This is a genomic window from Pseudomonas sp. GW822-FHT01E03 (assembly GCF_058802985.1).
Window position 1 is genome coordinate 242,118 of sequence record NZ_JBXAOQ010000004.1, and the last position, 15,124, is coordinate 257,241.

At 59.6% G+C, this 15,124-nt stretch carries 14 protein-coding genes; 9 read left to right on the forward strand and 5 right to left on the reverse strand.

Going from position 1 to position 15,124, the window contains the following annotated elements; translation table 11 throughout:
- Positions 1-86 precede the first annotated feature (86 nt).
- The 4 genes from AC1RP7_RS09915 to groL all read left to right on the forward strand — a co-directional run bounded on the left by AC1RP7_RS09915 (position 87) and on the right by groL (position 3,600).
- Complete coding sequence (locus AC1RP7_RS09915; protein ID WP_492587581.1) at positions 87-818, forward strand: HugZ family pyridoxamine 5'-phosphate oxidase; 732 nt, start codon at positions 87-89, stop codon at positions 816-818.
- Between the two features lie 66 nt (positions 819-884).
- Complete coding sequence (locus AC1RP7_RS09920) at positions 885-1,361, forward strand: FxsA family protein (protein ID WP_008053539.1); 477 nt, start codon at positions 885-887, stop codon at positions 1,359-1,361.
- Between the two features lie 248 nt (positions 1,362-1,609).
- On the forward strand, positions 1,610-1,903 hold the full coding sequence (locus AC1RP7_RS09925; RefSeq protein WP_007985847.1) for a co-chaperone GroES: 294 nt from the start codon (positions 1,610-1,612) through the stop codon (positions 1,901-1,903).
- Positions 1,904-1,953: 50 nt separating this feature from the next.
- Positions 1,954-3,600, forward strand: coding sequence for a chaperonin GroEL (groL, locus tag AC1RP7_RS09930; protein ID WP_090457529.1), 1,647 nt, complete (start codon positions 1,954-1,956; stop codon positions 3,598-3,600).
- Between the two features lie 173 nt (positions 3,601-3,773).
- On the opposite strand, the gene AC1RP7_RS09935 is transcribed toward groL, so the two are convergent.
- The gene (locus AC1RP7_RS09935) at positions 3,774-4,517 is read right to left on the reverse strand and encodes a phosphatase PAP2 family protein (protein ID WP_340313038.1); all 744 of its coding nucleotides are present in this window, start codon (positions 4,515-4,517) and stop codon (positions 3,774-3,776) included.
- Between the two features lie 218 nt (positions 4,518-4,735).
- On the opposite strand from AC1RP7_RS09935, the gene colR reads away from it, so the two are divergent.
- From colR to AC1RP7_RS09960, 5 genes are all read left to right on the forward strand, one after another.
- Positions 4,736-5,419: a two-component system response regulator ColR gene (gene colR, locus AC1RP7_RS09940; RefSeq protein ID WP_007985839.1), complete on the forward strand. Its 684-nt coding sequence runs from the start codon at positions 4,736-4,738 to the stop codon at positions 5,417-5,419.
- The gene (locus tag AC1RP7_RS09945) at positions 5,409-6,683 is read left to right on the forward strand and encodes a sensor histidine kinase (protein WP_057713451.1); all 1,275 of its coding nucleotides are present in this window, start codon (positions 5,409-5,411) and stop codon (positions 6,681-6,683) included. The genes colR and AC1RP7_RS09945 overlap by 11 nt, the downstream gene beginning before the upstream one ends.
- A 154-nt stretch (positions 6,684-6,837) precedes the next feature.
- A complete protein-coding gene (locus tag AC1RP7_RS09950; protein WP_090457527.1) occupies positions 6,838-7,506 on the forward strand; it encodes a class I SAM-dependent methyltransferase in 669 nt (222 codons plus the stop codon).
- 4 nt (positions 7,507-7,510) lie between these two features.
- On the forward strand, positions 7,511-8,224 hold the full coding sequence (locus AC1RP7_RS09955) for a lipopolysaccharide kinase InaA family protein (protein ID WP_057713452.1): 714 nt from the start codon (positions 7,511-7,513) through the stop codon (positions 8,222-8,224).
- Between the two features lie 2 nt (positions 8,225-8,226).
- Positions 8,227-8,454, forward strand: a complete 228-nt coding sequence (locus AC1RP7_RS09960; protein ID WP_079246712.1) for a hypothetical protein — start codon at positions 8,227-8,229, stop codon at positions 8,452-8,454.
- Positions 8,455-8,540: 86 nt separating this feature from the next.
- Here AC1RP7_RS09960 and AC1RP7_RS09965 read toward each other — a convergent pair whose 3' ends face one another.
- The 4 genes from AC1RP7_RS09965 to AC1RP7_RS09980 form a co-directional block, all read right to left on the reverse strand.
- Entirely contained in the window at positions 8,541-11,567 is a 3,027-nt protein-coding gene (locus AC1RP7_RS09965) for a multidrug efflux RND transporter permease subunit (RefSeq protein ID WP_493181239.1), read from the reverse strand.
- 13 nt (positions 11,568-11,580) lie between these two features.
- Positions 11,581-12,729: an efflux RND transporter periplasmic adaptor subunit gene (locus AC1RP7_RS09970; protein ID WP_493181238.1), complete on the reverse strand. Its 1,149-nt coding sequence runs from the start codon at positions 12,727-12,729 to the stop codon at positions 11,581-11,583.
- 202 nt (positions 12,730-12,931) lie between these two features.
- Complete coding sequence (locus AC1RP7_RS09975) at positions 12,932-14,032, reverse strand: DUF1513 domain-containing protein (RefSeq protein ID WP_057716568.1); 1,101 nt, start codon at positions 14,030-14,032, stop codon at positions 12,932-12,934.
- Between the two features lie 14 nt (positions 14,033-14,046).
- Complete coding sequence (locus AC1RP7_RS09980) at positions 14,047-15,111, reverse strand: imelysin family protein (RefSeq protein ID WP_493181236.1); 1,065 nt, start codon at positions 15,109-15,111, stop codon at positions 14,047-14,049.
- Positions 15,112-15,124: the final 13 nt, after the last annotated feature.

The window sequence follows — 15,124 nt, forward strand, 5'->3', positions numbered from 1 at the left end:
CATGAGAACTGCCCCCGATGGCGTGCTGGGACTTTCGCCAGCAGCTCGTCCGTTTTTCTGACGGATTCTATTTAAGGAGTCATAAATTGAGCGTTGAAGCGGCTAAGCATGCACGAGAATTGCTTCTCAAGGAATACCGTGGGGTGCTCTCGACGCACTCCAAATCAATGCCCGGTTTTCCGTTCGGTTCCGTGGTTCCGTACTGCCTGGACGAGCAGGGCCGGCCGCTGATCCTGATCAGCCGCATCGCCCAGCACACTCATAATCTGCAAAAAGATCCGAAATGCTCGCTCTTTGTCGGCGAACGTGGTGCCGAAGATGTCCAGGCCGTTGGTCGACTGACTTACCTGGCTGAGGCGCAGCAGCTCGAAGACGAAGCCGCCATCGACGCGGCCTCCGAGCGTTACTACCGCTACTTCCCGGAGTCGAAGGGTTATCACAAGGCCCACGATTTCGATTTCTGGGTGCTTGAGCCTGTACGCCACCGTTACATCGGCGGTTTTGGCGCGATTCATTGGGTCAACGAGCTGACCCTGGCCAACCCATTCGCCGGCAAGGCCGAAGTGAGCATGGTCGAGCACATGAACGCCGATCACGCCAAGGCCATCGCCCATTACGTCGATCTGGCCGGGCTGCCGAAAAACGTGCCGGCGCAAATGGTCGGCATCGATTGCGAAGGCATGCACCTGCGCATCGGTCAAAGTCTGTACTGGTTACCGTTCCAAGCGCCTTGTAATACGCCGACACAAGTTCGCGAAGCCTTGGTTTCTCTGGCTCACGCCGATCATTGGCCGAAAAATGAAGTGGCCGACGCTTGAATTCACGAAACGGCGACGTCATCTAAGGTGAACTGGCAAGGCATTCTTGCGTTGAGGAACCATTTGATGCGCCCTTTTTTGTTGCTCTTTCTGCTGTTCCCGGTGTTGGAGCTGTTCGTATTCGTCAAGGTGGCAGGGTCCATCGGGTTCTTCCCGGCCCTGCTGCTGATCATTCTCGGCTCGATGTTCGGCGTGTTTGTGCTGCGCATCGCCGGCCTGGCCACGGCCCTGCGTGCCCGTGAAAGCCTGAGCCGCGGCGAACTGCCGGCCCAGACCATGCTCGAAGGCCTGATGCTGGCATTGGCCGGTGGTCTGCTGATTCTTCCGGGCTTCATCAGCGATGTGATCGGCCTGTTCATGCTGCTGCCGTTCAGTCGTCGCCTGCTGGCCAATAAAATGCGCCAGCGCGCCGAAGAGCAGGCGATGCGTCAGCGAGCGTTCGCCGACGACCTACAGGCCCGTGGCGGCCCGGCGCCTCGCGAGCCGCTGGGCCGCGAGCCCAACGTGATCGAAGGCGAGTTCGAACACCGCGATACCAAGTAATACGCACATCGACACGGCACCTTCGGGTGCCGTGTTCGTTTGCGGGGCATCGACCTGAAAAATTTTTCATCGCCGCCCTTGTAATAAGCTTATGCGCCCTTATGTAACGGTCACCGCAAGGTTTCTGGCGAACAAGCCAGACAGACTTCCGCGGTTCGCTTGACGAACCGCAACCGGCACCGCCGGCCTTTGTTAAACCCGCCGGGACTACACCGGCCGATGAAAACCACAATTAGGAGAGATCGACAATGAAGCTTCGTCCTCTGCATGACCGCGTCGTCATCCGTCGCAGCGAAGAAGAAAAGAAAACCGCTGGCGGTATCGTCCTGCCAGGTTCGGCTGCTGAAAAAGCCAACAGCGGCGAAATCCTCGCTGTAGGCACCGGCCGCGTACTGGAAAACGGTGAAGTGCGTGCACTGTCCGTGAAAGTGGGCGACAAGGTTGTGTTCGGTCCTTACTCCGGCAGCAACACTGTGAAAGTCGACGGCGAAGACCTGCTGGTAATGAGCGAGAACGAAATTCTCGCCGTTATCGAAGGCTGATACCCCCGTTCATTTTCCCGCTACTACAAAGTATTTAAGGAATATCGATCATGGCTGCTAAAGAAGTTCTGTTTGGCGATTCCGCCCGTAAAAAAATGCTCAAGGGCGTCAACGTCCTGGCTGACGCAGTAAAAGCGACCCTGGGCCCGAAAGGCCGTAACGTGATCATCGAGAAGAGCTTCGGCGCTCCGACCATCACCAAGGACGGCGTTTCCGTAGCAAAAGAAATCGAACTGGAAGACCGTTTCGAAAACATGGGCGCGCAGCTGGTCAAAGACGTTGCCTCCCGTGCCAACGATGACGCTGGTGACGGTACTACCACCGCTACCGTTCTGGCTCAGTCGATCGTCAACGAAGGCCTGAAAGCCGTCGCTGCCGGCATGAACCCGATGGACCTCAAGCGCGGCATCGACAAGGCGACCATCGCCATCGTCAAAGAGCTGAAAAACCTGTCCAAGCCATGCGCTGACACCAAGGCTATCGCCCAGGTCGGCACCATCTCGGCCAACTCCGACAACTCCATCGGCGACATCATTGCCGAAGCCATGGAAAAAGTCGGTAAAGAAGGCGTGATCACCGTTGAAGAAGGCTCGGGCCTGGAAAACGAACTGTCGGTTGTTGAAGGCATGCAGTTCGACCGTGGCTACCTGTCCCCGTACTTCGTCAACAAGCCAGAGACCATGGTCGCTGAGCTGGACGGCCCGCTGATCCTGCTGGTCGACAAGAAAATCTCGAACATCCGCGAAATGCTGCCAGTGCTGGAAGCCGTTGCCAAAGCCGGCCGTCCACTGCTGATCGTGGCCGAAGACGTTGAAGGCGAAGCCCTGGCGACTCTGGTTGTGAACAACATGCGTGGCATCGTTAAAGTCGCAGCCGTCAAGGCTCCAGGCTTCGGCGATCGTCGCAAGGCCATGCTGCAGGACATCGCCGTTCTGACCGGCGGTACCGTTATCTCCGAAGAGATCGGCCTGAGCCTGGAAAGCGCAACCCTGGAAAACCTGGGCAGCGCCAAGCGCGTGACCCTGTCCAAGGAAAACACCATCATCGTTGACGGTGCTGGCGTACACGGCGACATCGAAGCACGCATCACTCAGATCCGTGCTCAGGTTGCCGAAACTTCCTCGGACTACGACCGTGAAAAACTGCAAGAGCGTCTGGCCAAGCTGTCCGGCGGCGTTGCAGTGATCAAGGTTGGCGCTGGTTCCGAAGTTGAAATGAAAGAGAAGAAAGCCCGCGTTGAAGACGCCCTGCACGCTACTCGTGCAGCCGTTGAAGAAGGCGTGGTACCTGGCGGTGGCGTTGCGCTGATCCGCGCTCTGCAAACCCTGAACGATCTGAAAGGCGACAACGCTGATCAGGACGTAGGTATCGCTGTTCTGCGTCGTGCCGTTGAAGCACCGCTGCGTCAGATCGCTGCCAACAGCGGTGACGAGCCAAGCGTTGTGGTCAACGAAGTCAAGAACGGCAAAGGTAACTTCGGTTACAACGCTGCGACTGGCGAATACGGCGACATGATCGAAATGGGTATCCTGGATCCGACCAAGGTCACCCGTTCCGCGCTGCAAGCTGCATCGTCGATCGGCGGTCTGATCCTGACCACCGAAGCCGCTGTTGCTGATGCACCGAAGAAAGAAGGTGCAGCTGGCGGCGGTATGCCAGACATGGGCGGTATGGGCGGCATGGGCGGCATGATGTAAGCCAGCCTTACCCCTGTACGAAAAAACCCCGTCTGCGAAAGCAGGCGGGGTTTTTTATTGCCTTCAATTTGGGGTTGGCTGGAGATTGCGTCGCGCCCATCGCGGGCAAGCCACGCTCCCACAGGATCTGCATCGTCTCTGTGGGAGCGTGGCTTGCCCGCGAAGGCGTCAGGTCAGGCGCTGACAGGTTCTGCACTTGCCTCGCGATCCGCCCTCAAGGCCGGTCGATACAGAACGTAGTAATACGACCCCAAACAAATCAGCCAGCAGAACACCGCCGTCCACACGTTGTGCGAGAAGAAGTGCGCGCCCTGCATCATCCGCCCGATGGAGAACACCGAGCCGAGGGCAAAGGCGAAGACCAACGCTGCGCGAGCCATGCGCGGGCGACGGTCACGCAGTACGAAAAACAGGGCAAACAGGGTGAAGCCGGTGGCCGCATGGCCGCCGGGCCAGCAACGCCCTGGTTTATCGGTGTGCGGGCGAGGACTCAACAGTTCGCTGTAGGTCTCGTGACCGCCGAACTGTTCGAGGCTCCATGGGCATTGCACCGCGGTCACTGCTTTCATGGGCGTGACAAAGGAAGTCGCCAGGCCCAGGGACAATACCAGGCAACCCAGTTCCCGCTTGAGCGGTTTGAGCCTGGCCATGAAGAACGAAGCGATGAAACCGAGGATGGCAAACACCGAGAAGGCGATGACCACTTGCTTGGCGCGATCGTGCAGGATGTCCTCGAGGAAGTAACTGTGGCGTCCGATGAACTCCCCGGTGACCGGGTCGTAAAACAGCTTGGCCAGGTCCATGTCCAGACTGGTCAATTCGAGCAATACCAGAATGATCGCAGCTACGGCGGGGACTCCAAGGCACACCCAGAAATTGAGCGGACGAGGGGCAGGGCGGGCAAGGGTCGAAACCATGCTAGTTCCTTGATCAGTGAAATGTTCTCAAATGCGCAGCCGCGCAGAGTTTGAACCCGATTCTGTCGCCAGCATGTGAATCGCCGGTGAAAAACTCGTTAAGGCTGTAATCGGTCAATTTCCGCGCTTTTGCGCTTCACTCAGTCCTAGCCCTGAGCGGAACTTCGCCTTAAGCTGCGCGGGCCACGACGGCCGTTACTGTGGACGGAGAGATACCCATGCGAATTCTATTGGTTGAAGACAACCGCGATATCCTGGCCAACCTGGCCGATTACCTGGGGCTCAAAGGCTATACCGTCGATTGCGCTCAGGATGGTCTGTCGGGCCTGCACCTGGCGGCCACCGAGCACTACGATTTGATCGTGCTCGATATCATGTTGCCCGGCATCGATGGCTACACCCTGTGCAAGCGCCTGCGCGAGGATGCTCGCCGCGAAACGCCGGTGATCATGCTCACGGCCCGCGATCAGCTGGATGACCGTCTGCAGGGCTTCAAGTCCGGCGCCGATGACTATCTGATTAAACCGTTCGCCCTGTCTGAGCTGGCGGCGCGGATCGAAGCGGTCATGCGCCGAACCCAGGGCGGCGGGCGGCGGACCTTGCAGGTCGGCGACCTGAGCTACGACCTCGACACACTGGAAGTCACTCGCGAAGGCCGGTTGCTGAAACTCAACCCGGTCGGCCTGAAGTTGCTGGCCGTGTTGATGCAGAAAAGCCCTCATGTGTTGCGCCGTGAAATTCTTGAAGAAGCGCTCTGGGGCGACGACTGCCCGGACAGCGACAGCCTGCGCAGTCATGTCCACCAACTGCGCCAGGTGATCGACAAGCCGTTCGCCAAACCATTACTGCAAACCGTGCACGGTGTGGGGTATCGCCTGGCCGAGGGCCGTGATGGAGTTTAAGCAGAGCCTTGCTCAACGCATCATCATTGCCTTTGCGCTGATGAGCGCACTGGTGGCGGGTGCCTTTGCCATGGGCATCGTGGCGACCGTGCACCTGGTGGAGGAAAAACTGATTTCGGCCGGTCTGGGCGGCGATTTGCAGCGCCTGTTGCTGATGGACAATGTCACGGACTGGAGCCACCGACCCGAACCGGACCAATTGTTCTACTTCAGCAACGGGCCTGGCGATTTCAATTTGCCCAAGGATTTGCGGCATCTGGAGCCGGGTTTCCACGAAGTGTTCCGCGAAAACCTGTCGTACCACGCCATGGTCGAAATCGTCGACGGCCGACGTTACGTGCTGTTGCAGGACCAGAGCGATTTTGAAGAGCGCGAGCGGGTGCTGTTTGCCGTGGTGCTGGTGGGTTTCGTACTGAGCCTGGCACTGGCTGTATTTCTCGGCTGGGTGCTGGCACGCAAGGTCATGGCGCCGGTGGTACGGCTGGCCCGCCAGGTGCGCCATCGCGATCAACTGCTGGGTTTGGCTCCTCCCTTGGCTCCGGATTATGCCGCCGACGAAGTGGGCGAGCTGGCCGTGGCCTTCGACGCCACCCTCGGGCGCTTGCGTCAGGCCCTGACCCGCGAGCGTTTGTTCACCAGCGACGTCAGCCACGAATTGCGTACGCCCCTGATGATCCTGGCCAGTTCCTGCGAGTTGTTGCTGGAAAACCCAGGTCTCGATCAGCGCGGTCGCGCCCAGGTCGAGCGCATTGCCCGGGCATGTGAAGAAATGCGTGAGCTGGTGCAAACCTTCCTGATGCTGGCCCGCGCCAAGCGCGAAGACAACAGCATGTCGCCGCAGCAGCCCTTGGGCCAGGTAGCCGAGGGCCTGGTCGGTCTGTGGCGCGGCCCCATTGAAAGCAAAGGGTTGAAACTGATCTTCGAACCGGGCAACCCTGAGGCCAAGGGCTACAATGCGACGCTCCTGCACGCGGTGATGGGTAACTTGCTGCGCAACGCCTTGCACTACACAGAACGGGGCTTCATCCGCCTGAGCCTGACGGGCACGGGATTTCTGGTCGAAGACAGCGGTGTGGGCATTCCCGAAGAAAAACGCGAGGCGATGTTCGAACCCTTCGTTCGGGGCACTGAAAAACGCGGGGAAGGCTTGGGCCTGGGGCTTTCACTGGTGCAGCGGATTTGTGAAAACCAGGGCTGGAGCGTCAGCCTGACTACGATGGAGCCCAGTGGCTGCCGTTTTCAGGTGGAGCTGTCCCGAACTTGATCTGTTAAGTCAGGCGTCCAGCAAACCCTGTCAACTCCGTAAAACCCTGTAATATTTCAGGTTTTCCCATAACGATATTTTCACAAATGGATGACCAGACGCCGACACTACAAAATCTAAGGTAGCTGCTATCAGAAGTTCAGGAGACCTGATGATGGACGGCCCGATCAAGCTCGATTTTTCCGAAAAGTACGACGATCAACACGCGCAACGCTATTTGCGCAAACACCAGGAAGGTCTCGGCCGTCGATTGTCCCACTGGCGTGACGAACAACTGGCGCGCAAGGCACTGGCCCTGGTTGGCGAGCCTGGTCTGGTCCTCGATTTGCCTTGTGGTGCAGGGCGCTTTTGGCCCTTGTTGGCGGAAAAATCCAACCGTGTGATCATCGGTGCCGATAACTCGCCGTCCATGCTGAAGGTCGCAACCCAGGCGCAACCTGCCGATGTGGTGAAGCGGGTACAACCCTTGCACACATCTGTATTCGACATCGCCTTGCCGGACAACGCCGTCGACAGCATTTTTTGCATGCGTTTGCTCCACCACGTCGGTGAAGCCAAGCATCGCATGGCTATTTTGCGTGAATTCGAGCGGGTTTCCCGCGACAGCGTGATCCTTTCGCTGTGGGTCGATGGCAACTTCAAGGCCTGGAAACGCAAGCGTTCGGAGAAAACCCGTGGGCAGGAAGGTTACCAAAACCGGTTTGTGTTACCGGCCGCTACCGTAGAGAAGGAATTTGAGCAGGCGGGTTTCCGAATCCAGGAACAACTGGACTTTTTGCCGCTCTATGCCATGTGGCGAGTTTACGTATTACGCAAGAGGTAACAGGATGGCAGTGCAGTGTGCAGCAGAAACGGAAGTCGTTCCCCAGGACCGCTTCGATTACTTTTGGAATCAGCGCGGTGAATGGGTAGAAGAACCCAACGTCCGTCGCGGCGGGGAAAGCGGCGTTCAACGCCTGATGGGCAGTGATGGTCAACTGCTCTACGTCAAGCGCCAGACCGGGCATATCCATCGTAGCTTGCAGCACCCTTTCGGGCGGCCGACGGTCATGCGCGAGCATGCTGCGCTCACCGGTGTGACCGCGCTTGGCGTACGGGTTCCGGAAATCGTTTTCTGTGGCGCACAGCGCGATCCTGTGCACAAGTGGCGTGCCTTGCTGGTCACCAAGTCGCTGGACGGCTTCGAGGAAATCGATCGCTGGTACGCCGGTGGCGGTCGCGAGCGTCATGGTGAAGCCATAAACGAACGAGTGCTCAAGGACCTGGCTGAAAACCTGGCTCGCATGCATAAGGGCCGCTGGCAGCACGGATGTATTTACGACAAGCACGTATTCGTTCGCGTGACCGGTGAGGGCGAGACGGCCAAGGTCGAAGTGGCCCTGATCGATCTGGAGAAATGCCGACAGCGTTTGACGGCCCATCGCGCAGCTGTCCATGACATGAAGCAATTGCGTCGCCACTCGTCGTTCAGCGACGCAGACTGGGAAAAACTCATCTACTTTTATGAGACGGCGTTTGGCAGCGCTATCAAGGGTTTATAGCGATGAAACTCGAAATTGCACGAGGTTTGTTTCTGGTAGGAGCCTTGGCAGTTGCATCGATCGCGATGGCAACCTGGGAGCAACCACGCCCCCAGGTTCTCAGCTCGATAAACGCAGAAGAACATTGTCCGTTGCCACGGATTGCCAAGGCATCCGTGGCCACTCGACCCGATCATGACTTGTTGCTGTTCATGTTCGGACTTTCTCAGGGATTGAGGCCGCAGAGTTGAACCGATTGAAGCCAAAATGAAAGGCCTCGCTGATGCGAGGCCTTTTTTTGTTGCCCTGACTTCGGGCTCCCACAGGTTTTTCTGCATCAGGGTTTATCCGGCTTGGCCAGCAAGGTGTAGACGCAAGGCAATACAAACAAGGTGAACAGTGTGCCGATCGACATGCCGGTCGCGATGACCGTGCCGATGTCGAACCGGCTGACCGCGCCAGCACCGCTGGCGATGATCAATGGCACCATGCCGAACACCATTGCCGCCGTGGTCATCAAGACCGGACGCAGCCGGATGGCCGCTGCTTCCTCCACCGCTTCCCGTGCGGTCAGGCCCTTGTCCTTGCGTAACTGGTTGGCGAACTCGACGATCAGAATGCCGTGCTTGCTGATCAGCCCGATCAAGGTCACCAGCCCGACCTGGGTATAGATGTTCATGCTCGACCAGCCCAGGAACAGCGGAATCAATGCACCGCAGATAGACAGGGGCACGGTGACCAGGATCACCAGCGGGTCGCGGAAGCTTTCGAACTGGGCCGCCAGCACCAGGAAAATGATCGCCAGCGCCAGGGCAAAGGTGACCCACAGGGCACTGCCTTCCTGAACGTACTGCCTCGATGCGCCGGCGTAGTCGAAGGCAAAACCGGCGGGTGCCTCTTCCCGGGCGATCTGGCGCACGAGGTCGATGGCTTCCCCCATGCTCACCAGCGGCACGCCGGACAGGATGGCCGAGTTGAGTTGCTGGAACTGGTTCAGCTGTCTCGGTCGGGCACGGTCGGTGACGGTGATCAGGGTCGACAACGCCAACAGTTCACCCTTGGTGTTTTTCACGTAGTAATTGTTCAGCCAGTCCGGATTGTCACGGAACGGCCGCTCGACCTGGGCAATGACCTTGTAGCTGCGACCTTCAATGGTGAATCGGTTGATCTCGCCTTCACCCAGCAGGGTCGCCAGGGTTCCCCCCAGGTCCTGCATGGAAACCCCCATCTGCGCAGCCTTGGCGCGGTCGATATCCACCACCACTTCCGGCTTGTCGAAGGCCAGGTCAACGTGGACAAACGCAAACTTGCCGGATTCCTTCGCACGTTTTTTTACCCGGTCGACCACCTGCAGCAGCAATTCGTAATCGTTGGCGGAGTTGATGACGAACTGGAACGGCACGCCTTCGCCGGTGCCCGGCAGCGACGGCAGGTTGAAGCCGAAGATCTGCAGCCCCGGGATCTTTTCCAGTTTGGCTTGCACCTCGGGCAGGATCGCCATTTGCGTTCGACTGCGATCGTCCCATGGCTTGAGCAGGAAACCGCCGATGCCCGATTGCACGCCGTTGAAACCGTTGATCTGGAACGACGAGTAGTACTCGGGAAACGCCTTGAAGATCGAGACGAACTCGTCGGTGTAGGTGTTCAGGTAGTCGAGGTTGGTCGGTTGCGGGGCGTTGGCAATCATGAAAATGATGCCCTGGTCCTCATCCGGCGCCAGTTCCGATTTGGTGAAGTTGAGAAGGACCGGAATCAGGCACAACACGATCACGGCGAACACCAGCACCACCGGCCGGGTGTTGAGGGTGCCATGAAGCAGGCTCTGGTAGCGGCGCTTGAGGCGTTCGAAAATCATGTCCAAGCGATGGGCCAGGCCGCTGGGGTTCTCGTCGTGACGCAGCAGAAACGCACACATCATCGGCGACAGGGTCAGGGCGACGATACCGGAAATCACCACCGCGCCGGCCAGGGTCAGGGCGAACTCCTTGAACAGCGCCCCGGTCAGGCCGGTCAGGAAGCCGATCGGTGCATACACCGCCGCCAGGGTGATGGTCATCGAAACCACCGGCATGGCGATTTCCCGGGCGCCTTCAATGGCGGCCTCGAGCGGTGTCTTGCCTTCCTCGATGTGACGGTGAATGTTTTCCACCACCACGATGGCATCGTCCACCACCAGGCCGATGGCCAATACCATCGCCAGCAGGGTGAGCAGGTTGATCGAGTACCCCATCATCTGCATGAAGAACATGACGCCGATCATCGACAGCGGGATGGTCACCACCGGGATCACCACCGAGCGCAGGGCACCGAGGAACAGGAACACCACCACAATCACGATCAGCACCGCTTCGAACAGGGTCTTCACCACTTCGTCGATCGAGGCCTGGATGAACAGAGTGGCGTCGTAGGCGATTTCACCTTTCAGGTTCGGCGGTAGCTGGGCCTGCAGGTCCGGCATGATCTTGCGCACTTCCTTGATCACTTCCAGCGGGTTGGCGCCGGGCGTCGCCTTGATGCCGATGTACACCGACGGGGTGCCACCGAACGAGCTGATGGAGTCGTAGTTCTCCGCACCCATTTCCACGCGCGCCACATCCCGCAGCAACACTCGGCTGTCGCCATCGACCTTGAGCGGAATCGTCCCGAAGGCTTCGGCGGACTTGAGTTCGGTATTGGCGTTGATGCTGGTGACCACGTATTCGCCCTTCACTTCGCCTGCGGCAGAGAGGAAGTTGTACTGGCGCACCGCATTGGTCACATCGCTGGCACTGAGGCCGAAACCCGCCAGCTTCATCGGGTCCAGCCACAGGCGCATGGCAAATACCTGGTTACCGAGGATCTCGGCTTCGGCCATGCCGGGCAAGGTCGCCAGCTTGGGCTGGATCACCCGTGACAGGTAATCGGTAATCTGCGGGTTGCTCAACTCCTTGCTGAAGTAGCTGATGTACATCAGCACTGACGCATCGGCCGATTCTTTGCTCAGCACCGGGTCTTCAGCGTCCTGGGGCAGCTGGTTCTTGACCTCGTTGGCCTTGGCCAGCAGTTCGGTAAACAGACGGTCGCTATTGGCGCCGACGCGCGCGTAGATCGAGATCACCGAGAAATTCTGGCGACTGACCGAGGTCATGTAGTCGATGCCCTCGGCGCTGGCCAGGCTTTGCTGCATCGGTTGGGTGATGTAACCCTGGATGGTCTCGGCGTTGGCCCCGGGGTAGGCGGTGGTCACCGTGATCAGGGCGTTTTCCATTTGCGGGTACTGGCGTAGCGGCAGCTTGCTCCAGGCCTGAAAGCCCAGCAGTACAATCAACAGACTGACCACGGTAGCGAGAACCGGACGGCGGATGAACGGGTCGGTAAAAGCCATGGGAATTCCTTGATCAGTCCGCGCGTGGCTGGCTGTTCTGCCCGGCCAGGGTCTTGTCGTCGCTGATGGCAATGCGTGAGCCGTTATCCAGTTTGAGCTGGCCGGCGGTCACCACTTTCTCGCCGCTCTGCACGCCTTTGGTGATCATCACTTGCCCATCGCGGCGTTCGCCGGTCTCGACAAACCGCCGTTCGGCGATCAGCACCGGTTGGCCCTTGTCGTCCTTTACCAGGCTGCCATCCTCGGCTTTCTTTGGTACGGCCACATACACCGAGTTGCCGTAGAGCGTGTAGGTAATCGCGCTTTCCGGCACCACGATGCGCGGTTGCGGGTCGGGCAGGAGCACCTGGAGGCTGGCGAACATGCCTGGCATCAACTTGCCGTCGGGGTTGGCCAGGGTGGCGCGGACCTGCACGTTACGTGTGCTGTTCTCGACTTTAGGGTTGATTGCACTGATGGTGCCGGGGTACTCCACGGTCGGATACGCCGCGACAATGACCTGCACTGGCTGGCCGAGCGCAATCTTCGGCACCGACTGCTCGGGCACAAAAAAGTCGACATACAGGCTACTGAGGTCTTGCAGGGTGGCGATCATGGTGCCACTGGCCATGTAGTCGCCAACGTCCACCTGACGAATGCCAATGGTGCCGCTGAACGGCGCGATGATGCTTTTTTTGCCGAGCGCAGCCTTGAGTTGATTGACCGTGGCCTTGCTCTTTTTCAGCACCGCCGAAAGTCGGTCGAATTCGCCTTTGGAAATGGCCTGGCTGCCGACCAGTTGGCTACCGCGACCGTAATCAAGCTGTGCCAACCCGAGGTCGGCCAGAGCAGTTTCCAGCAGGGCACTTTCAACGGCGCTGTCGAGGCGCAGGAGTGGTTGGCCGGCCTTGACCTTCTGCCCCGACTCGAACTGGAGATCGATGACGGTGCCATCGGTCTCCAGGCTCAGGTCCACCCCCTGCAATGCCTTGAGCGTGCCAACGGTAGGCAGGCGGGCTTGCCATGGGCGCTCGGTGGCGGTGGCCACGGCAACGCTGACGGCGGGTCTGGGCACAGAGAAGCCTTGAACCATCGTATAGATCGAGAAGGCTTTGTACGCGGCCAGGACCAGCACAATCAATAGAACCACACCCAACATGATCAGCATGCGGCGACGCAGCATATTCCAGTTCCTTGGAGAAAATCAGGTGAGACAGCAGGGAACATTACCGCGAGTGTAGAGGGTAAATCCAACTGCCGTTTTTACAGGTAGTGAGGTATTAGAGGGGTGAAAGCCTGAAAAGATTCGCCGTCTCGGTTCTCGCCTGCGGGGTGTACGTCATCCCGATGCAGGCGCGGCCCAGGCCGGCGATCTTTTCAATGATTCAGGCCATCAGATGCAGATGGTTGTCCCAGAGCCCTGCGGGTAGCTCCAGCGGTTTTGCAACGAGGTTTGTCTGGCGGCAATCGTAGTAGCGGCAGCGCCCCTGTCCCGAGGTCACGACAAAACCATCGGCCACGGCACCGACCCCGGCGCAATCGGGCAGTGGCGCGTCCAGGCGTACTTCACCGCTGTCCAGGTCCCAGATGAAAAAGCGGTTGCCCCGCGGTGCGGTCAACGCCACCAGGCGCAAGTCGCTGTGTATTGCGACGCTGGCGGTGTAGTGTCCCATGGCCTGCAACTGGTGCTCGGGTACCGGGAACGCGACGAAGGGCTGACCGGGGCGCTTGATCGCCAGCAACTCCGACGACTCGTGGGCTGCACCCATGAACTGCTGGCTGGCGACGATGGTGCCGTCGCTGGCGATGGCCAGATGACGCACGCTGTTCATCTGCTGGGCGAGGGTTTCCTTGCTCAGCAGGGTGCCGTCGCGGTGCATCAGGACCAGGCTCGGTTCCATGGCGCTGAGGTTCATCTCCACCCGGCTTTCGGCCTCGGTGCGAATCCCGCCGTTGGCCACCACCAGGGTTTCGCCATCGGGCATCCACGACACCTGATGCGGACCGAGGCCGTGGGTGGAAATCTCACCACTGTGCACCAGCCGTTCGCCTTCGAACTTATACACGCCGAGCAGGCCGCGCCCCGGATCGGAGGTGTCGTTTTCCGTGGCGTACAGCCAGTCGCCGCTGTGGTGAATGACCGCGTGCCCGTAGAAGTGCCGGTTCGGCTGTGACACCACGGTTTGCAGGAGCGCGCCGTCGCGCAGGTCGATCAGGTAGCTCTCGGTGCCCGGACGGCGAGCGACGAACAGCGCAATCGGCTGTGTCGGGTGGTTGATGATGTCGTGGCAACGCTGGCCGACCCGGGTGGCGAACACTTGGGTGCCATCGAGCCGATAACCGACGGCGTAATGCTGGCCGTCGGTGTCGTCCCGTGCCGAAAGCAACAACGGACTCCTGTCCTTTTGCTTGAACAGCTTCCAGCCGCCCAGCGTCACTGCACCCAGCAGCAAACTACCTAATGTCAGAACCTGGCGTCGCAGCATGGAACCGGCCCTCATCAGTCACCGTCGTTGGCGTTGAAGCCCAGCTGGATGCCCAGTGCCTTGGCCAGATCGGCCTCGTGCAGGCGATGGACGACGTTGAGACTGTCATACAGCTCGTTGAGTTGCTGGCGGCCAGCCTCGTCATTGAGCATGTCGGTCAGCGAGCGCTGGTTGCCGGCGAACAGTTTCAGCGAGGCGGCATAGGCTGCATCGATCTTGTCGGCCAACGGCTTCTGCTCGCTCGGCAACAGGCCGCGCAGGCCTTTGTTATCCACACCTTCCCACACGGTCCTGGCGGCCGCGAGGCTGGCTTCGAGGCTGGTCAGGGACGCCTGGCTGCGCCATGCATCGGCCTGGAACGGTTGCGGCACGCCCTTGCTCTGGCGGCCCATCGGCGTGCCGAGTTTTTTCTTCAGGGTGTCGATGGCGGTGACTTGCACGCGCAGCAGATCGGCGATCGCCTCATGGGAGTCCGCGTAGCGCTGGTTCGGGAACTTGCTCATTTGCGCGAGCATGCCGTCGGTGTTGTTCCAGGTTTGCAGAATTTCTTCGGCCAATTGCTTCTGGCGTTCGCCGATGGCGACCAGCAGCGGGCAGTATTTGCTCTTCTGCTCAGCGTTGGCCACGTCAGGCTTGCTGTCGAACAGGATGTATTCGTAGGCCGAGAGCCCCTGTACCACGACGCTGGACTTGGCCAGGGCGGCGGCATCGATTTGCGGCTGGGCGGTGATCAGTTGCTCGACCTGACGGCCAACCAGGTTTTTCTTGTCCGGCCAGAACTGGACTTGCCACGAACGGTTGCCTTCGGCCAACGGTCCGATCAGCAATGGTTGCAGCTCGGCCCAGGCTTTTTGCGCATGCAGGAAGTCGGCACGGGCGGTTTCCAGGGTTTCCTTGCCTTCGCAGTAGGCGAGGGCGCTGACCGCCAATTGACGGTCGGCCTCAACCCAGCGGGTGTAGGTCGGCAGGATCACCGACTTGGCAATGGCCGCCGACGTGACCGCTTGCGGGTCCTGGGGCGAGCAGGCGCCCAGGGCGAGGGCGGCAAGGCTGGTGAACAACAGTTTGGGACGGAACATGTCGGGCTCCCGC